This window comes from Streptomyces sp. NPDC034670, from assembly GCF_055574875.1.
In genome coordinates this window covers 29703-48385 of sequence record NZ_JBVITR010000045.1, presented here as the reverse complement: position 1 = coordinate 48385, position 18683 = coordinate 29703, and the positions used below count along the sequence as shown (strand labels likewise).

Annotated in this window: 13 protein-coding genes; 5 read left to right on the top strand and 8 right to left on the bottom strand. The window is 75.6% G+C overall.

Translation table 11 applies throughout. The features are described 5' to 3' along the window. Positions 1-264 precede the first annotated feature (264 nt). The 5 genes from ACZ56B_RS25375 to ACZ56B_RS25355 all read left to right on the top strand — a co-directional run bounded on the left by ACZ56B_RS25375 (position 265) and on the right by ACZ56B_RS25355 (position 6861). Positions 265-558: a DUF503 domain-containing protein gene (locus ACZ56B_RS25375; RefSeq protein WP_468795021.1), complete on the top strand. Its 294-nt coding sequence runs from the start codon at positions 265-267 to the stop codon at positions 556-558. 49 nt (positions 559-607) lie between these two features. Continuing rightward, positions 608-1057: a 30S ribosome-binding factor RbfA gene (rbfA, locus tag ACZ56B_RS25370; RefSeq protein ID WP_468795019.1), complete on the top strand. Its 450-nt coding sequence runs from the start codon at positions 608-610 to the stop codon at positions 1055-1057. Further along, positions 1054-1959 carry a tRNA pseudouridine(55) synthase TruB gene (truB, locus tag ACZ56B_RS25365; protein WP_468795016.1) on the top strand — a complete coding sequence of 302 codons (906 nt, stop codon included), beginning with the start codon at positions 1054-1056 and terminating at the stop codon, positions 1957-1959. The genes rbfA and truB overlap by 4 nt, the downstream gene beginning before the upstream one ends. 245 nt (positions 1960-2204) lie before the next feature. Continuing rightward, entirely contained in the window at positions 2205-5756 is a 3552-nt protein-coding gene (locus ACZ56B_RS25360; RefSeq protein ID WP_468795013.1) for a trypsin-like peptidase domain-containing protein, read from the top strand. Positions 5757-5907: 151 nt separating this feature from the next. Beyond that, the gene (locus ACZ56B_RS25355; RefSeq protein ID WP_468795010.1) at positions 5908-6861 is read left to right on the top strand and encodes a bifunctional riboflavin kinase/FAD synthetase; all 954 of its coding nucleotides are present in this window, start codon (positions 5908-5910) and stop codon (positions 6859-6861) included. An 11-nt stretch (positions 6862-6872) separates the two neighbouring features. Here the strand turns inward: ACZ56B_RS25355 and ACZ56B_RS25350 are convergent, their stop codons facing one another. The 8 genes from ACZ56B_RS25350 to eccE all read right to left on the bottom strand — a co-directional run bounded on the left by ACZ56B_RS25350 (position 6873) and on the right by eccE (position 18624). Beyond that, positions 6873-7877, bottom strand: a complete 1005-nt coding sequence (locus tag ACZ56B_RS25350; RefSeq protein ID WP_468795007.1) for an ABC transporter ATP-binding protein — start codon at positions 7875-7877, stop codon at positions 6873-6875. Continuing rightward, on the bottom strand, positions 7874-8896 hold the full coding sequence (locus ACZ56B_RS25345; RefSeq protein ID WP_468795004.1) for an ABC transporter ATP-binding protein: 1023 nt from the start codon (positions 8894-8896) through the stop codon (positions 7874-7876). Before ACZ56B_RS25345 ends, ACZ56B_RS25350 begins: the two co-directional genes overlap by 4 nt. Continuing rightward, on the bottom strand, positions 8893-9870 hold the full coding sequence (locus ACZ56B_RS25340; RefSeq protein ID WP_468795001.1) for an ABC transporter permease: 978 nt from the start codon (positions 9868-9870) through the stop codon (positions 8893-8895). The genes ACZ56B_RS25345 and ACZ56B_RS25340 overlap by 4 nt, the downstream gene beginning before the upstream one ends. Further along, the gene (locus tag ACZ56B_RS25335; RefSeq protein WP_468795054.1) at positions 9867-10943 is read right to left on the bottom strand and encodes an ABC transporter permease; all 1077 of its coding nucleotides are present in this window, start codon (positions 10941-10943) and stop codon (positions 9867-9869) included. The genes ACZ56B_RS25340 and ACZ56B_RS25335 overlap by 4 nt, the downstream gene beginning before the upstream one ends. A gap of 13 nt (positions 10944-10956) precedes the next feature. Further along, complete coding sequence (locus ACZ56B_RS25330) at positions 10957-12819, bottom strand: ABC transporter substrate-binding protein (protein ID WP_468794998.1); 1863 nt, start codon at positions 12817-12819, stop codon at positions 10957-10959. A gap of 311 nt (positions 12820-13130) precedes the next feature. After that, the gene (locus ACZ56B_RS25325) at positions 13131-16070 is read right to left on the bottom strand and encodes an SCO5717 family growth-regulating ATPase (protein WP_468794995.1); all 2940 of its coding nucleotides are present in this window, start codon (positions 16068-16070) and stop codon (positions 13131-13133) included. 386 nt (positions 16071-16456) lie between these two features. Further along, positions 16457-17311, bottom strand: a complete 855-nt coding sequence (locus ACZ56B_RS25320) for a hypothetical protein (RefSeq protein ID WP_468794992.1) — start codon at positions 17309-17311, stop codon at positions 16457-16459. After that, positions 17308-18624 carry a type VII secretion protein EccE gene (gene eccE, locus ACZ56B_RS25315; RefSeq protein WP_468794989.1) on the bottom strand — a complete coding sequence of 439 codons (1317 nt, stop codon included), beginning with the start codon at positions 18622-18624 and terminating at the stop codon, positions 17308-17310. Before eccE ends, ACZ56B_RS25320 begins: the two co-directional genes overlap by 4 nt. Between the last annotated feature and the right edge of the window lie 59 nt (positions 18625-18683).

Genomic DNA, 18683 nt, shown 5'->3' with positions numbered 1-18683 from the left:
GAGGGGAGAGAGGGAGCGGGGGCACCCCCCCCCGTGGTGGGGTGCGCGCAAGACCCCCCCCCCCCCCCCCCCCCGGTCCGTGTCTTCCGGGTACGGAGGGGACGGGAGCCGGGGACCCGGGGCCCGCGGAACCGAGGACCCGTGATCCACGGGGCGCAATATCCGTCGATCGGGTACGTCCCTTCGTTGTACGGTTCTGATGTCCCTGCCCGCACGGTTGGCGGGGCCATCGATCCCGGACCGGCGGGTGAACCGGTTGCACACATGTATGTGGGGACGCTGTCCTTCGACCTCCTCCTCGGCGACGTGCGGTCGCTGAAGGAGAAACGCTCCGTCGTCCGCCCCATCGTCGCCGAGCTCCAGCGCAAGTACGCGGTGAGCGCGGCCGAGGTGGACCACGTGGACCTTCATCGCAGGGCGGTCATCGGCCTGGCCGTGGTGTCCGGCGACGCGGGGCACCTGACCGACGTGCTGGACCGGTGCGAGCGGCTGGTCGCCGGGCGCCCCGAGGTGGAACTGCTGTCCGTCAGGCGGCGCTTCCACGGCGAAGACGACTGACGACCACAGCTCATCGATACGCAGACAGGAAAGAACGGGAGACGGACCAGTGGCCGACAACGCGCGGGCGAAAAGGCTGGCGGACCTCATCCGGGAGGTGGTGGCCCAGAAGCTGCAGCGCGGGATCAAGGACCCGCGGCTCGGCACCCACGTCACCATCACGGACACCCGGGTCACGGGCGACCTGCGGGAGGCGACCGTCTTCTACACGGTCTACGGGGACGAGGAGGAGCGCAAGGCCGCGGCGGCAGGTCTGGAGAGCGCCAAGGGCGTCCTGCGCTCCGAGGTGGGACGGGCGGCGGGCGTGAAGTTCACGCCGACCCTCACCTTCGTCATGGACGCGCTGCCGGAAACGGCACGCACCATCGAGGACCTCCTCGACAAGGCGCGCGAGTCCGACGCGAAGGTGCGCGAGGCGTCCGCGGGCGCCACGTACGCCGGGGGTGCCGACCCGTACCGCAAGCCGGGCGACGACGAGACGGACGACACCGCCGAATGACCCAGAAGCACACCGTGCCCGACGGCCTCGTCATCGTCGACAAGCCGTCGGGCTTCACTTCGCACGACGTGGTCGCCAAGATGCGCGGCATCGCGCGCACCCGGCGCGTCGGCCACGCCGGCACCCTCGACCCGATGGCCACGGGCGTCCTCGTGCTCGGCGTCGAGCGGGCGACCAAGCTCCTCGGGCACCTGGCGCTGACCGAGAAGGAGTACGTGGGCACCGTCCGGCTCGGGCAGGACACGCTCACGGACGACGCCGAGGGGGAGGTCACCTCCGCCACCGACGTCTCCCGCGTCACCCGCGAGGAGATCGACGCCGGCGTCGCCAAGCTGACCGGCGACATCATGCAGGTGCCGTCCAAGGTCAGCGCCATCAAGATCAACGGCGTGCGTTCCTACAAACGCGCCCGGGAGGGCGAGGAGTTCGACATCCCGGCGCGGCCGGTCACCGTCTCCTCGTTCGCCGTGCACGACGTGCGGGAGGCCGTCGCCGACGACGGCACCGCCGTGCTCGACCTGGTGGTCTCCGTCGTCTGCTCCTCCGGCACCTACATCCGCGCCCTCGCCCGCGACCTGGGCGCCGACCTCGGCGTGGGCGGGCACCTGACCGCGCTGCGCCGCACCCGGGTCGGCCCGTACAAGCTGGAGGCGGCCCGCACCCTCGACCAGCTCCAGAAGGAGCTGACCGTGATGCCGGTCGCCGAGGCCGCCGCCGCCGCTTTCCCGCGCTGGGACATCGACGCCCGGCGGGCCCGGCTGCTCACCAACGGCGTGCGGCTGGAGATGCCGGACGAGTACGCGGGCTCCGGCCCCGTGGCCGTCTTCGGCCCCGAGGGGCGGTTCCTGGCCCTCGTCGCGCAGCAGAAGGGCAAGGCCAAGAGCCTGGCCGTCTTCGGCTGACCGGTCGGCGGCCGCCCCCGTGGAGCGGCGTCACGGAGATGGACATGCCGCCGCTCCACGGTCCCCCCTCGGTTCCCCCACCTAGGGTCTATCCCTCCGCATCCGCCTGTTCACCCGCAAGTGCAGGCGCTCGGAGTGAACCGGGGGAGCGCAAGGGGGCGCGTTCGCCGAGCGAGCTGTCCCGCTGATCATTCCGGCCCTACCGTCGGACGCAAGGGCACGGAGGCACGGCGGAGGACTCGACGATGACGTCGCGGAATCGGTCCCGTCACGGACGGGACGTCCCGGGCGACCCCTCGGACCTCCGCGGTCGCCCGGATCCCTCGGACCCCCCGGCCCTCCCCGCCCCCTCCGGCCGCCCCGGCGCGACCGCGGGGGGCCACCCCGGCGACCACGTCCTGGTCCGCGTCCGGGACCTCGCCGGCCGTCCGCGCGGCACCGGCTTCGTGGCCGACCGCCGCGGCACGGTGATCACCAGCCACGAGGCCGTCGACGGCCTGCCCCGCCTGGTGCTGCACGCCCCGGGGGACCGCCACCGCGTCGTGACCGCCGACGCGGTGACCCCCCTGCCCGCGCTCGGCCTGGCCCTGGTCCGCAGCGGGGGACTCGGCGTCCCGCCGCTGCCGGTCACCGCGCGGGCGGGCGTCGAGGCCGGCACCCGCGTGCGCATCGCCGCCGGGCGCTGGCACGCGGCACGGGTGCTGGGCACCGGCGCCGTCACCTACACCGCCACCGACCGCTGCCACCGCATCGACGACGTCCTCGAGCTGGCGGTCGGCACCGCGGGCCGCGACGCGCTGCGCCTCGGCGGGGCCGCGGCCGGCGGCCCCGTGCTCGACGCCGCCACCGGAGCCGTCCTCGGCGTCCTCGGCACCGCGCTCCGGTCGCCCGGCCGCGACTGCGGCTTCGCCGTCCCCCTGCCGCCCCGGGCCCCCGGCTCCGGGGACCCGCTCGCCGAACTGCTCGCCGAGAACGCGGCGACGGTCCCGGCCTACGGCGCCGACCTCAACCTCGCCGGCGTACTGGAGCTCACGGCCGCCCCGGCGGGGCGGCCGGAACCTCCGCGGCACCTGGCCCGGGCCGTGGAACCCGTCGAACGGGCCGCCGTCACCGCCGAGTTCACCGCCTTCGAACGGGGCGACGCCGCCGTCCTGGGCCTCGTCGGACCGCCCGGCAGCGGCCGGACGACGCAGCTCGCGGCGCTCGCCGCCCGCCGCCACGGCGCCGGCCGGCCCACGCTGTGGCTGCGCGGCGCCGATCTGCACGGCGACGACGGCTCGGTCGCGGACGCCGCCCGCCGGGCGCTGGACCGGGCCGCCCGCGCCGTGGCCGCCGCCCGCGCCCCCTTCCCGGCCGCCCCGGAGGAGCTCGGCGACACCGGCCCGGAACGCCTGGCCCGGCTCGCCCGCACGGCCGGCCGTCCCCTGCTGCTGCTCCTCGACGGCCCCGAGGAGATGCCGGCCGGCCTGGCCCGCCGCCTCGCCGAGTGGACCGACGCGACGGAGCGCTGGCTGCGGGCCACGGGGACACGGCTGGTGGTGGCGTGCCGCACGGAGTACTGGGAGCACGCGGGAGCGGCGTTCCCGGCGGGCCGGCTGCACACCGCCGGCTCCCGCCCCGACGGACTCCCCCCGTGCGTGGGCCTGGGCGACCTCACCCCCGAGGAGGCCCGCGAGGCGCGCGCCCGCCACGGCGTCCCCGAGGGCGCCCTGGCCGACGCCCGGCACCCGCTGACGCTCCGGATGTTCTCGGAGGTCCTGGCCGCCCTCGCCGGCGACTCCGGGGCCACCGACGCCGCCGACGTCCCGGACGTGCCGGTGGACCGCGACACCGTGTTCTCGGCCCACCTGGACCTGGTGTGCCTGCGCATCGCCGCCCGCCTGGCCGCCGAGGACGGCCTGCGCGGCACCGCCGTGCGCCGGCTGGCCGCCAAGGCCGCCGGGCGGGTGCACGAGGCCGCCCGGCGCAGTCTCGGCACCGGGCGGGGCGAACTGGACCGGGAGGCGTTCGAGGCGGTGTTCCCGCCGGGACCCGCCGCGGACCGGCCCGGCGGCGGCACCGGCTGGGCCGCCGCCGTGCTCGCCGAGGGCCTCCTCGTCCCGGCCGGGACCGGCTACCGCTTCGCGCACGAGGAGTTCGCCGACTGGATGCACGGCCTCCACCTCGACCTCGACGAGGCGCTGCGCGCCCTGGTCCACCGCCGCCGCACCCCGCCGGACCCCGGCTGCGACCCCGTGCCGCGCCACCGCGTCGGTCCCGTCGTCGAGGCCCTGCTGCTCCTCGCCCGCCAGCACGGCACCGCCCCCCTCGCCTCGCGGCTGGCGGACCTGGTGCACGCCCTGGACGCCGACCCCGGCTCCTGGTGGGCCGTCCGGCTGCTCACCGGGAGCCTGGCCCGCGTGCCCGACGCGACGCCGTACACGGACGTGCTGCGGATGCTGGCCGACCGGATCGTGGCCCGGCGCGAACAGCGGCGGACGGTGCCCCGGGAGCTGGGACCCGCCTTCTGGACCGGCCTGGCGCTGCCCCTGGAGGCGCGGTGCGCGCTGCTGCGCCGGCTCGTCCACGCCGACGGCCCGCCGTGCGAGAGCGGACCCCGCTTCCTCGCCGCCGCCGCCCGCCTGCTGGCCGCCGACCCCGTCGCCGTGCTTCCGTACCTCGTCCGCTGGTTCGAGGACGAGCGGCCGCTGCCCGCCACCCCGCACGCCACCGTGGCGACGGCGGCGCAGGCCCTGCTGCACACCCACCGGCGCGCGGCCCCGGACGCGCTGGCGGAGGCGCTCGCCGACAGCGCCCACCGGCGGGCCGACCAACTGCTCGCCGCACTCGCCGAGGAGGAGCCGTCGACGGTGTGCCGGGCCGTCGGCCGGTGGGCGCGGGACGAGCGGCCCGCGCGCCGGGCCGCGGCGCTGACGCACGGCCTGCGCGTCGCACCCCACGCCCGCGCCGCCGACGACCGCGCCCTGCTGCGCCGCGCGGCGCTCGCCCTGCTGGACCGCACCGCCGACCGCGAGCTGCACGGCGGCGCGCTCGCCCTCCTCGTCCGGGACCCCGGCAGCAGGGACCGGCACCTCGCACGGGCCCTGGAGCACTTCGCGGCCGGCGACCCCCGCTTCCCGCCGGACGCGCTGGCCGGCGCCCTCACCACCCACCCGGAACCCGTGCTCGACGCCTTCCGGACGCGGCTGGAACGGGCGGCGGACGCGGACGGGACGCTGCGCCCGCTCGTCGCCGCCGCCACCTCCCGGCCGGCCCGCCCGGTCGCCGCACGGGTGCCGGAGGCGGCGGCACGGCGGCCGGAGACCGCGGGACACGTGACCCCGTACGCCGGCCGATGCCCGGGCCGGGACGCGGCACCCGCTGCCCGTGCCGCGCTCCGCCCCCCGCTCACCGGCCTGCTGGACGGCGGCCCGCAGGCACTGCGGGCGGCCCTCGCCGGGGTCCTCGCCGCCCCCGGGACGCCGGCCTCCCGCCCCCTGCGCCGCGAACTGCTGGACGTCCTGCTCGCCCGGGAGTCCGACCCCGGCGTCCTGGAGACGGTGCTGCGCGCCGCCGCCCGGAACACCGGCCCCGAGCTGCGTACCCTCGTCCACCGCACCGCTCTGCTCCTCGTCCGCACCCCGGAGGGCGCCGCCCGCCTCGACCGCGGCCTGGCCGACCTGGCCCGCCACGTCCCGGGCTTCGCCACCGCCGTGGCCGGCTGGTCGGCGCAGGCCCCGCGGGAATGGGCCGCGGTCCTGGGAGCGGGCGCCCGCCGGACGATCGGGGACCTCGCGGGCGCGGACACCCCCGGCTGAGCCCGCACCGGGCGTGCGCCCGGTCCCGGTCCCATGCCGATGCGGGCCGGGGCCTCGCGGCATGGCACCCTTAGACCTGCGCAGGAGAAATCCACGGACGCGGACGTCCACGGACTCGGGTACGACGAGGTTGCGACAAGGAGCAGGGACAGTGCAACGCTGGCGTGGCTTGGAGGACATCCCCCAGGACTGGGGGCGCAGCGTCGTCACCATCGGCTCCTACGACGGAGTGCACCGCGGGCACCAACTGATCATCCGGCACACCGTGGACCGCGCCCGCGAACTGGGCGTCCCCGCGGTCGTCGTCACCTTCGACCCGCACCCCAGCGAGGTCGTCCGCCCCGGCAGCCACCCCCCGCTGCTCTCCCCGCACCACCGGCGCGCCGAACTCATGGCCGAGCTGGGGGTGGACGCGGTCCTGATCCTCCCCTTCACCACCGAGTTCTCCAAGCTCTCCGCGGCCGACTTCGTGGTCAAGGTCCTGGTCGACAAGCTGCACGCCAAGGCGGTCGTCGAGGGCCCCAACTTCCGCTTCGGCCACCGGGCCGCGGGCACCGTGGACTTCCTCGCCGAGCAGGGGCGGATCTACGACTTCGCGGTCGAGGTCGTCGACCTGTACGTGACCGGCGAGGCGGGCGGGGGCGAGCCGTTCTCCTCCACGCTCACCCGCCGCCTGGTCGCCGAGGGCGACGTCGGCGGCGCGGCCGAGATCCTCGGCCGCCCGCACCGCGTCGAGGGCGTGGTCGTCCGCGGCGCCCAGCGCGGCCGCGAGATGGGCTTCCCCACCGCCAACGTCGAGACCCTCCCGCACACCGCGATCCCCGCCGACGGCGTCTACGCCGGCTGGCTGCACGCCCAGGGCGAGGCCATGCCGGCCGCCATCTCCGTCGGCACCAACCCCCAGTTCGACGGCACCGAGCGCACGGTCGAGGCCTACGCCATCGACCGCGTCGGCCTCGACCTGTACGGCCTCCACGTCGCCGTCGACTTCCTGGCCTTCGTCCGCGGCCAGGCGAAGTTCGACACGCTCGAGGCGCTGCTGGAGCAGATGGCGCGGGACGTCGAACGCTGCAGGGAGCTGGTGGCCGCGGCCGGGAAGCCGTAGCGCCGGGGCCGTCAGGCCTCCCGCGCGTGCGCCCAGTGGCACGCCACCCGGGCCGCGCCGTCCCCGTCGAGGACCCCCGGGTCCCGTTCCCGGCACGCCCGGGCCACGCCCGCCCGCTCCGCCTCGCCGCCCGCCAGGACCGGGCAGCGGACGTGGAAGCGGCAGCCGGAGGGGACGCGGGACGGGTCCGGCGGTTCGCCGGTGAGGACCACCGGCTCGCCCGGCGCCTCGGGGAGCACCGACAGCAGCGCCCGGGTGTAGGGGTGCCGGGGCGAGGTGAGGACCCGCTCCACCGGTCCGGTCTCCACGATCCGGCCCAGGTACATCACCGCGACCCGGTCGGCGATGTTCCAGGCCAGCCCGAGGTCGTGCGTGACCACCAGCGCGGCCAGGCCCGGGTCGGCGCGCAGCCCCAGCAGGAGGGCCAGGATCTCGCCGCGCACGGACGCGTCCAGGGAGGCCACCGGCTCGTCGGCGACGAGGAGCTCGGGCTCCAGGACGAGGGCGCCCGCGATCACCACGCGCTGCCGCTGACCGCCGGACAGCTCGTGCGGGTAGCGCAGGAAGAAGCGCTCCGGCGGCCGCAGGCCGGCCCGGGCCAGGGCCCGCGCGACCGCCGCCCGCTCGTCACCGCCGTGACCGTGGATGCGCAGTCCCTCGGCGACGGCGTCGTACACCGTGTGCCGCGGGTTGAGCGAACCGCTCGGGTCCTGCAGGACCAGCTGGACGCGCTTGCGGTACGCCTTCAGGGAGCGGCCGGAGTACTCCAGCGGGCGCCCGTCGAAGACGACGCGGCCCGCCGTCGGCCTGACCAGGCCCAGCAGGGCGCGCGCCAGCGTCGTCTTCCCGCAGCCCGACTCGCCCACCAGGGCGACGATCTCACCGGGACGGATGTCGAGGTCGACGCCGTCCACGGCCCGGACCTCCGGTGCGCCGCGCCGGCCGGGGTGGGCGACGCGCACGCCCCGGGCGCTCAGCAGGGGAGCGCCGGGGACGGCGGCGGGAGAGGTGGTCATGAGGTGCCGCGCCTCGCTTCCTCCAGGGAGCCGGAACCCGGGCCGGAGCCCGGTCCGCCGCCCGCCGTCTCCCCGGTGACCCGCACGCACGCCGCCCGCCGGTCCGGGCCCGCCGCGCGCAGCGCGGGGTCCTCCACCGCGCAGGACTCCAGCGCCACCGGGCACCGCGGACGGAACGCGCACCCCGGCGGCAGCGCCGACGGGTCCGGCGGGTCGCCCGCCAGGCCGCGCGGCGCGAAGCGGGAGGCCGGATCGCCGACGCGGGGGAAGGCCGCCGACAACTCCCCGGCGTACGGGTGCCGGGCGGCCTCGTACACCTGCCGCGCCGGTCCCTCCTCGACCACCCGGCCCGCGTACATCACCGCGAGCCGGTCGCAGGTGGCGGCGAGGACCGCCAGGTCGTGGCTGATCATGATCAGGCCGACCTCCTGGTCCGCGACCAGCCGCTCGATCAGCCGGAGGATCTGCGCCTGGACCATCACGTCGAGCGCGGTGGTCGGCTCGTCCGCGACGATCAGCCGCGGATCGCAGGCCAGCGCCATCGCGATCATGACGCGCTGCCGCTGGCCGCCGGACAGCTCGTGCGGATAGGCCCCCGCACGGGCGGCCGGGAGACCGACGTGCTCCAGCAGCTCACCGGCCTTCCGCCGCGCCCCGCCCGGGGTCGCCCTCCGGTGCAGCAGGATGGGCTCGGCGATCTGCTCCCCGACGCGCCGCACGGGATTGAGGGAGTGCATCGCCCCCTGGAACACGAGGGAGGCCCCGGCCCAGCGGACCGCCCGCACCCGGCCCCACTTCATGGTCAGGACGTCCTCACCGTCCAGCAGGACCTCCCCGCCGACCCGCGTCCCGGCCGGCAGGAGCCGCAGCAGCGCCAGCGCCAGGGTGGACTTGCCGCACCCCGACTCCCCGGCGACCCCGAGTTTGCGGCCCGCCTCCAGCCGCAGGTCCACCCCGCGCACGGCCGCCACGCCGCCCGGGTACGTCACCGTCAGGCCCCTGACGTCGAGCAGACTCAACGGGACACCCCCAGCCTGGGATTGAGAACGGATTCCACGGCCCGTCCGCACAGGGTGAACGCCAGCGCCACCAGGGCGATGGCGAGGCCCGGCGGCACCAGGTACCACCAGTGCCCGGCGCTGACCGCGCCCGCCTCCCGGGCGTCCTGCAGCAGTCCGCCCCACGAGACCACCGTCGGATCACCGAGCCCCAGGAAGGCCAGTGTCGCCTCCGCCAGGATCGCCGAGGAGATGATCAGGGTCGTCTGGGCCAGCACCAGCGGCATCACGTTGGGCAGCACGTGCCGGGTCATGACGTGCCAGTGCCCGCCGCCCAGCGCCCGGGCGCGCTCGATGTACGGCCGGGTCTCCACCGCCAGGGTCTGCGCGCGCACCAGCCGGGCCGTCGTCGGCCAGGTGGTCACCCCGATCGCCACCACGACCGTGAGCAGCGAGCGGGACATCACGGTGGCCAGCGCGATCGCCAGCACCAGGGTGGGCATCACCAGGAACCAGTCGGTGATCCGCATCATCACCGTCGCGTACCAGCCCCGGAAGTGTCCCGCGGTCACGCCGATCAGCGTGCCGATCGCCACCGACAGCACGGCCGCGAGCAACCCGACCAGCAGGGACACGCGGGCGCCCCAGATCACCAGGCCGAGCAGGCTGCGTCCGAACCGGTCCGTGCCGAACGGGAACCGTGCGCCGGGGCTCTCCAGCGGGTCGCCGGGCGCACCGGTCACGTCGTCCACGTCGGAGCCGACGAGCAGGGGGGCGGCCAGCGCCGGCAGCGCGAACAGCGCCAGCGCGGCCAGGCCGAGGACCCCGGCCCGGTGGGCGCGGTACTGCCGCCAGAACCGCGCGGCCGACGCCCTCCGCCGCTGCCACGCGAGCGCACGCGGGCGGACGGCCGCCGCCGCGGTCGCCTGCTCGCCCGGTGCCGTGCCGGTGCCGGGCGTCCGCCCGCCCGGTGTCGTGCCGTTGTCGGTCGTCATCGGCCCACCCGTGGATCGAGCAGCGGATAGATCAGGTCGGCGAGCGTGTTCATCACGATCACCGCGGCGGCGAACACGAGGAACAGCCCCTGCACCAGCGGCAGATCGGGCACGCTCAACGCCTGGTAGAACAGCCCGCCGAGACCCGGCCAGGAGAACACCGTCTCCACCAGGATCACCCCGGCCACCGTCCGCCCGAGGTTGATGAAGACCAGCGTCACGGTCGGCAGCAGCGCGTTGGGCACGGCGTGCCGGCGCCGTACGAGGTCGTCGCGCAGTCCCTTGGCACGGGCGGTGGTCAGGTAGTCGCTGCCCATCTCGTCCAGCAGCGCCGACCGCGCCACCAGCAGCGTCTGCCCGTACTCCACCGCCACCAGCGTCACCACCGGCAGGATCAGGTGGTGCGCCACGTCGAGGACGCGGGCGAAGCCCTCCTCGCCGCCCGACTCCATGCCACCGGTGGGGAACAGTCCCGGCAGCGGGCCGACGCCCACCGACAGCGTGACGATCAGCAGCAGCCCCAGCCAGAAGGACGGGACGGAGTACAGCGTCAGCGCCAGGCCGGTGTGGAACCGGTCGCCGAGCCGCCCGTGCCGCCAGGCCGAGCGGGTGCCGAGGAAGATCCCCAGCGCCGTGTACAGCACGAAGGCGGTGCCGGTGAGCAGCAGCGTGTTCGGCAGCGCCTCGGTGATCTTGTCGACCACCGGGGCGTTGAACTGGTACGACGTGCCCAGATCGCCGGTGAGCGCCTTGGCGCAGTAGTCGGTGAACTGCTGCCACAACGGCAGGTCCAGCCCGAACTGCTCCCGGTAGGCGGACAGTTGCTCCGCCGACACCTGGCGGCCGCCGGTCATGAACTTCACCGGGTCGCCGGGGATCAGCCGGAAGAGGAAGAAGCTGGTGACGAGGACGGCGAGGAGCGACACGGCCGCGCCGGCCACCTTGCCCGCCACGTACCGCAGGTACGCGGTGGTGGTGCGGGCGCGCGGGCCGCGGGCCGCCGCCGGCCCGTCCCCGGCCGGACCGGCGGCCGGTGCTCCCCCGACCGGTGCGGACGCCGCGTCGGCGGTCAGGGGAGCCCGGTCGCTACTCACGGTCCTCGGCGGTGGCCCGGCGCCGCATCCCCAGGAACGCCCCCAGCCCCGCGAGGACGGCGGCACCCGCGACGATCCCGACCACCAGGCCGGCCGACGACGAATCGCCCGGGGAGCCACCGGAGTCCGCCGGAACCGCCGACCACCAGCTCCAGTAACCGTCCTGGCCGTAGATGTTGCCCGCCTTCGCCGGCATGGTGGTGATCGACTCGATCTGGTCCGTGCGGTACGCCTCCACCGCGTTCGGATACGCCATGACGTTCATGTACCCGAGGTCGTACAGCCGCGACTGCATCCGCTGGACGATTCCGGCCCGCTTGCCCGGGTCGTACTCGGCGAGCTGCCGGGCGTAGAGCTCGTCGTACTCCTCGTCGCAGATGAAGTTGTCGGTCGCGCCGGTCTCCTCCGGCGTCGCCGGGAGCGCCGCGCAGGTGTGGATGGACAGCACGAAGTCGGGGTCGGGGTTGACCGACCAGCCGTCGAAGGCGAGGTCGTACTCCCCGGCGAGCCAGGGGTCGGTCACGTTGTCCAGGCAGTCGAGGGTGACGTCGATGCCGAGGTCGCCCCACCACTCCTGGAGGTACTGGCCGATCGCCTTGTCGTTCGGGTCGGTGGCGTGGCACAGCACCCGGTAGGCGATCGGCTCGCCGTCCTCGCCGACCCGCTTGCCGTCGCCGTTCTTCTCGAGCCCGGCCTCGTCGAGCAGGCGGGCCGCCTCCGCCGGGTCGTACGCCAGCTCCTGGTCGGCCGACGGCTGCCAGAAGTACCGGGAGAAGCGGGGCGGGATGTAGCCGGCGCCCTCCACGGCGTGCCCCTGGAACACCTTGTCGATGATGGTCCCGCGGTCCACCGCCCTGAACAGCGCGTGCCGCACCCGCCGGTCGAGCAGCGAGGGGTGTCCGTCACCCATCTTCTCGCCGTTCCTCGCCCTGGCGCCCGGGTTGACGGCCAGCGCGTAGAAGCGCCGCCCCGGGGCGTCGTTGACGTGGACGTCCTTCTCCTTCTTCAGCGAGGCGGCCTGGGCGGGTGTCAGGGACGGCGACCCGGCGACGAACGACACCTCGCCCTTGCGCAGCGCCGACACCGCCGCGTCCTGGTCCTTGTAGTAGCGGAAGACCAGCTCGTCGAACTTCGGTGCCCCGCGCCAGAAGTCCTTGTTGGCCCGCAGCCGCACATGGCTGTCGGCCTTGTAGTCGGTGAGGACGAACGGCCCGTTGCCGACGAGGGGGAAGTCCTTGTCGTTGTTGAACTTCGCGTAGTCGTCGACCTTCTCCCACACGTGCCGGGGCACGATCGGCACGTCGAGCGCCGTCATCGTGGCCTGCGGCTTCTTGAGCTTGATGACCAGCTGCGTCGGGCTCGGCGCGGTGACCTTCTCGAAGTTGGCGACGAAGCTGCCGTTGGCGGTGGCCGCCCCGGCGTCGGTCATCATCGTGTTGAACGTCCAGGCCGCGTCCTCGGCGGTGGCCTGCTTCCCGTCCGACCACCGGGAGTCGGAGCGGATGGTGTACGTCCAGGTCAACTTGTCCGGGGACGACTCCCACGCGGTGGCCAGGCCCGGGACGACGCGGTTGTCCTCGGGGGAGTAGTTGGTGAGGTACTCGTAGGTGAGGCGGTGGATGCTGGTGCTGAGCAGCCGCACCGCCAGGAACGGGCTGAGCGAGTCGACGCTCTGCGCCACGGCGACGGTCAGCACCTTCTTGCCGTCGTCGGCCGCGCCGGCCCGGTGCGGCGCCGGGTTGAGCGGGGTGGCGAGTCCGGCGGTCAGGGTGAGCGCCGCGGCGCCGGCCGCCATGACGAGCCGGGTGCGGCCCGGGGCGCGGTGCCGGCCGCCGTGCTGATCGTTCGTTTCCATGGTCGCTGACCTCGCGTCATCGCTCGCACGGGAAGGACGGATTGATCAGGTGGTGAAGTGAGCTGTGTCTACCAGCGGCGACTGCGGGCGTCAACGGTGCGCGCACCGCATGTGGCCTGCGGAAATAACGATCGGGCAAGTGCTGTGCGGCCAATGGTCGAGACCATTGACGCGTCCCTGGCCAGGGCCTGGCGCCGGGTTCCCGCCGGAACGCGGAGCGGCCCGCGCCGAGTGCGAACGGCGCGGGCCGAGGAGGGGACCGGTCCCACGGAAGGGACCGGTCGGGTGGACGTGAGCGGCGGTGCCCCGACCTACTGCTGCGCGGGCGGTTGCTGACCGGGCTGGGGGTAGCCGTACCCCGGCTGCGGCTGCGGCTGCGGCTGCGGCTGCGGCTGCGGCTGCGGCTGCGGCGGTTGGCCGGGCTGGGGCTGGGGGTGGGGGTGGGGCAGGCCCGGAGCCTGCGGGTACCCCTGTCCCGGGACCTGCGGGTACCCCTGGCCGGGCGGGACCGGCGGCTGTCCCGGCTGGGCGTACGGCTGACCGGGCTGCGGCGGGGGCTGCTGCGGGTACGGTCCCGGCTGTCCGGGGACGGGCTGTCCGGGGAGCGGCGGCTGTCCCGGCACGGGCTGCCCCGGCAGCGGCGGGGCGGCGACCGGTGGCGGGTTGCCGTCGGAGGTCCACAGGCCGTGCGACTGCTGGTGGCGCACGAAGTCCTCGGCGACCAGCGCCGCGAGGTTGAAGTACGCCTCCCGCACCTTCGGCCGCATCATGTCCAGGTCGACCTCCGCACCGGCGGCCAGGTGCTCGTCGAACGGCACCACGATCACACCGCGGCACCGCGTCTCGAAGTGCGCCACTATGTCCTCGACCTTGATCATCTTTCCGGTCTCGCGCACGCCGGAGATGACGGTGAGGGACCGCGAGACGAGATCCGCGTACCCGTGCGCCGACAGCCAGTCCAGCGTCGTGCTGGCGCTGCTCGCGCCGTCCACGGACGGCGTGGAGATGATGATGAGCTGGTCGGCGAGGTCCAGCACCCCGCGCATGGCGCTGTAGAGCAGACCCGTGCCGGAGTCGGTGAGGATGATCGGGTACTGCTTGCCGAGCACGTCGATCGCGCGCCGGTAGTCCTCGTCGTTGAACGTCGTCGACACGGCGGGGTCGACGTCGTTGGCGATGATCTCCAGACCGGAGGGCGCCTGCGAGGTGAACCGCCGGATGTCCATGTAGGAGTTGAGGTACGGGATCGCCTGCACGAGGTCACGGATGGTGGCCCCGGTCTCGCGCCGCACGCGGCGACCGAGCGTACCGGCGTCCGGGTTGGCGTCGATCGCGAGGATCTTGTCCTGGCGCTCGCTGGCGAGGGTGGCGCCGAGCGCGGTGGTCGTGGTCGTCTTGCCGACACCGCCCTTGAGGCTGATGACGGCGATGCGGTAGCAGGACAGCACCGGCGTGCGGATCAGCCCCAGCTTCCGCTGCCGCTCGGCCTCCTCCTTCTTGCCGCCCAGCTTGAACCGCGACCCGCCGGTCGCCGGGCGGCTGCTCTTCGCCTTCTGCTTCCTGCTGTTGAGCAGCCGGTCCGACGACAGCTCCACGGCGGCGGTGTAACCGAGCGGCGCCGCACCGGGGTTGGTCGGCTGCCGCTGGTCGTGCCGCACCGGCTGCGGCCAGGCGGCCCCGACGCGCGGATCGACGGGCTGCTGCGGCGGCAGGCCGGCGTGCGGGGGCTGCGGCTGCGGGGCGCCCTGCGGAGCCTGCGCGCCCGGACGGGCCTGCGGGACCTGCGGGTTCGGCTGGGCCTGCGGCGGCACACCGGGATGCTGCGGCTGCCCCTGCTGCGGGGGCGACTGCTGGGGGAAGCCGTAACTGCCGGGCTGGGCCGGGGGAGTCGGGGCCGGGGCGGGACCGGCGGGCGGGAAGCCGTACCCGGGCTGCGGGGCGGGCGGCTGCGCGGGCTGGGCGGGCACCTGGTGCGGTGGGGCCTGTGCACCCGGTGCGTTGTTCCAGGCGGCGGGCGCGGGCTGCGGAGCCTGCGGCTGGAACGGCGGCTGCTGGGCGGGAACGACCGGCTGGTCCTGGGCCGGTGCCGGCTGGGCCGGTGCCTGCGGCGGCTGTGCGGGCCACTGGGCCGCGGGCGCCGGGGCGGCGGGGAACGCCGGCGGCACCGGGGGCACTCCCTGCGGCGCCGGGGGCGTCCAGGCGGGCGGCGCGTCGGGTGCGGCCGGAGCGGCGTCCAGGGGAGGGTCGGAGGGGGGAGCGCCGGAGGGCGCGGCGGCGGCGTCGACCGGCTCGGCGTCCTCCCCTCCGGCAGCCGCCGCTCCGTCACCCGCCGCGGGCGCCGTGTCCCCGGGCCCGGCCTCCGGGGCCGCCGACGCGGCGGTCTCCTCCACGTCGGTCACCGAAACCCCGGCGTCCCCGGCGTCCGCGTTCTCCGCGTCCTGCGGGGTCTCCGGCTTCTCCGCTTCCTCCGCGCCCTCGGAGGAGGGGACATCGGCGGGACGGTCCTCGTCGGAGCCGTACGAGGCGTCGGGAGCACCGGGGGTCCCTCCCGGTTCGCCCGCCTCCTGGCTGCCCGCCGCACCGGCCGGGGCGTCCGCGCCACCGGCCTCGCCCCGGTCCCCGTCGGTGGCCGGCGCGGACGGCGCCTCCGCCCCGGCCTCCCGCTCCTCGATCTCCCGCTTCAGCGCGGCGGCGGAGAACCGGAGGGTGGCACCGCTCTCGAGGTCCCCGTTGCCGGGCTCCTCCCCGGCCGCGGGCGAGGACGGCGGCGCCGGCACCTCGCAGGGCTCCTGCTCCTCCCGGGGCCGGGGTTCGAATCCGCTCCCCACCGGAAGACCGGGCACGGCCACGGGCTCCCCGACAGGCGGTGCGGGCGGGGTGAAGGGCGCCCCCGGCACGGGCGCGGGGGGCGGCGTGAAGGGCGCTCCCGGCGCCGGAACGGGAGAGGGCCCCGCGGTCGGCGGCGAGGCCGGAGCCGGCGGCACGGGGGAGGAAGGACCGGAGGAAGGACCGGAGGAAGCACCGGGGGAGGACGAGGGGTCCGGGGAGGACGACGCGGCAGGCGCCGAGGACGCCCCCGTCCCCGAGTCCCCCGAAGTGCCCGAACCGCCCGAAGCGTTCTGCGTGTACCAGGCCGGCGGCGCGTAGTCGATGGTGAACTCGCCCGTCGCCTCGACGGCGGACTCCGCGTCGGGCTGGTCATCGCCGGGTGTCGCCCAGCCCCCGCGCGTCCCGTCCCGATCGCTGCTCACAGTTCCTCCTGGTGTGGTCGCGCACCCTCGTGCCGTGCTGATGCGACCATTTCTCGTCATCCGAAGTCGTTCGAGGCCGTTCGAGGTCGCTGCGAGGCCGTCCGATTCACGGTCGGCCGGTCCACCGGCTCCCCCTGGGGCGCCGACACCCGGTCCACAGGCTCAGGCGCCGCGCCCGATCCCAGCCTAATCACCACGACCGGCCCCCCGGCAGACCCGTCCACCGCTCGGTGCGCGTGCGCTCCGCCACGCCCGGCCCGGCGACACCGGTCCGGAGCCCCGGCGTGCCGGACGAGAACGATCGGCCGCTCCGAACTCCCCTCACCAGGAAGGCGCTTGCCGCTCGCCGGGTCACCCCGTCCCCGTGCCGCCGACCGGCCGTGCCGTCAGTCCATCCGCCGCGGCGTGCCCAGCAGCCCGATCTCCGCATCGGTCGGCTGCGTCATCACGTACTGCCGGTCGCGATCGGAGCACCAGAGGGTGACGCCGTCGGCGAGGGTCGGCAGGGAGTCGACGTCGGTCCGGGGCAACCCCATCGTGCGGCCCAACTCCCCGGCCTCGTCCGGCGATATCCGCTGGACGCCCACGAGCCGGGCCTGCCGCAGCAGCCGGGGCGCGACGGGGCTGAGGTAGGGCAGCAGCGTCAGCACCGACTGCCAGGGACCGGACACCACGCGCCCCCGCGGGGGCCGCATGCCGCAGTCCCGCACCACCAGCACCGGGGTGCCGGCCGAGGCGCCCTGCGGTGGCACCCGCCCCACGTCGTACACCGCGAGCCCGTTCTGACCACCGCCCATGGCGTGCACCATCTGGGTCCAGGCCTGTGCCCGTCCGGTCTCCACGGCCACCCGCGCGCCGGTCGCCGCGGCCCGCAGCGCGAACACCTGGGCCGTCCACAGGCCTCCGATGAGCACGACGTCGTACGGCGTGGGCCGGTTCAGCCCCAGGACGGCGGGCTGTCCCTCGGCGTCCACCCCGATGACGACGCCGTCGTCCCCGATGGGGAGCGCCAGGGTGTCCAGGTCGTCCGCGGACAGGGTGTGCCGTCCGTGGCGCGGGCCGAGCAGGCCGAAGCCGGTGCGCAGCAGCTCCTGCGCCCGCCGGCCGGCCGACTGCGGCGTCCCGGCCGCGGCCGGGACCTGTGCGTCCCCCGGACCACCGACTGCCCCCGGACCACCGGCCGCTCCCGGTGCGCCGTGCGCGCCGGATCCGCCGGCGGTCCGTGTCCTCATGGCCGTCACCGGGCACCTCCGAGGGGCAGAGTGGCGAGTACGCCGGGAAGTTGCTCCCGGTCGAGCCGGGTCAGCGCCGCGCCCGCCTCCCGGGCGGCGCCCTCCAGCGCCCGCCGCGCCGCGGTCAGCTCCTCGGCGCTGCGCCCGGTCACCCGCAGGTGGCCGCTCAGCGACATCTCCCGCCGGTCCGCGGGGGCGAGGGTGATGCTGATGGTGGTGGCGAGCGCGGGCACCGCCGTGACCCGTGCGACGAACTGGGGCAGCGACACCCCGCGCTCCCCGCCCAGCGGGGGCCACCTGCGGATCCAGTACGTGGTGTGCCTGCGGTTGTCGCAACGCCAGCTGCGGCTGGACTCCTCGGTACGCCGCTCCTGCCGGTCCGCCCGTCCCGCCTCGGCCGTCACCAGCGGGTTGGCGCAGGCCGAGGTGGCGATGGCCGAGGTCAGCTCCTCCTCGTCGAGCACCGTGGCACGGAACCCGGCGCCGGTCAGCCGGCTGGCGAGGTGGTCGGCGGCGCGCACGACGCACTTCTGCGCGCCGGTCAGGCCGCCGCCCCGGGCCGCCACGGCCTCCGGGCACAGCTCCGGGTCCAGTTTCAGCGCGATCCAGGTGATGCGCACCGCGGGAGCGCCGGTCTGCTCCTGCAGCGGCGCGTAGTTGCTGACCGCCACGGACTGACGCGGCAGGTGCAGCGCGGGCGCGGGCTGGGTGTGCAGCACCACCTGCGCCGACTCCAGGCGGATCCCGTCCACCTCGAGCGCGTCCCGCACCAGGGCCAGCGGCAGCGGCCGCCGGCTCCGCTCGGCACGCAGGGCCGTGGCGTCGGCCTCCACCTGCACCACGGCGGTGACGAAGGTCCCGTCCCCGACGACACCGACGGGCCGCCGCTCCCGGCCGCCGTACGCGTACGTGCGCAGGCTCGGATCGCACTCCACGGCCGGGGCGAGGCCCGGCTCCGTGCCGGGCGGCACCACCAGCTTCGCGGCGCTCCTCCGCCGGGAGCGCAGGCCCCGCGCCGTGGCGATCCACTCGGGCAGGGAACGGCCCCGGCGGCGGACGAAGGCGAGCAGGACCAGGACCACGGCGGCGACGGCGGCGGGCACCAGGACCAGGGGGCCGAGCGCCCACCCGGTGAGGAGGACGGCGGCCGCGAGCTCCAGCAGGACGATCCGTTGCAGCCGGAACGAACCGGGACGGCCCGTGCGCACCGTGAGATGGAGACCGCCCCGCGCGGACGCCTGCCGTGTCGCTCCCGTCCCGGGTCCGGCGGAACCGCGCGCCCGGATCCGGCCACGGCTCGGCGCCCGAGTCCCGGAAGCCATCACTCCATCCCCCCAATTTGCTTACAACTCACTGGAATTCCAGCATTGCACCAGGCCCC

Excerpts from the sequence above, each read along its gene's own strand:
- ACZ56B_RS25375 (WP_468795021.1), top strand. The coding sequence starts at position 265 with ATGTATGTGGGGACGCTGTCCTTCGACCTCCTCCTCGGCGACGTGCGG.
- truB (WP_468795016.1), top strand. The coding sequence starts at position 1,054 with ATGACCCAGAAGCACACCGTGCCCGACGGCCTCGTCATCGTCGACAAG.
- ACZ56B_RS25360 (WP_468795013.1), top strand. The coding sequence starts at position 2,205 with ATGACGTCGCGGAATCGGTCCCGTCACGGACGGGACGTCCCGGGCGAC.
- ACZ56B_RS25350 (WP_468795007.1), bottom strand. The coding sequence starts at position 7,877 with ATGACCACCTCTCCCGCCGCCGTCCCCGGCGCTCCCCTGCTGAGCGCC.
- ACZ56B_RS25340 (WP_468795001.1), bottom strand. The coding sequence starts at position 9,870 with ATGACGACCGACAACGGCACGACACCGGGCGGGCGGACGCCCGGCACC.
- ACZ56B_RS25330 (WP_468794998.1), bottom strand. The coding sequence starts at position 12,819 with ATGGAAACGAACGATCAGCACGGCGGCCGGCACCGCGCCCCGGGCCGC.
- eccE (WP_468794989.1), bottom strand. The coding sequence starts at position 18,624 with ATGGCTTCCGGGACTCGGGCGCCGAGCCGTGGCCGGATCCGGGCGCGC.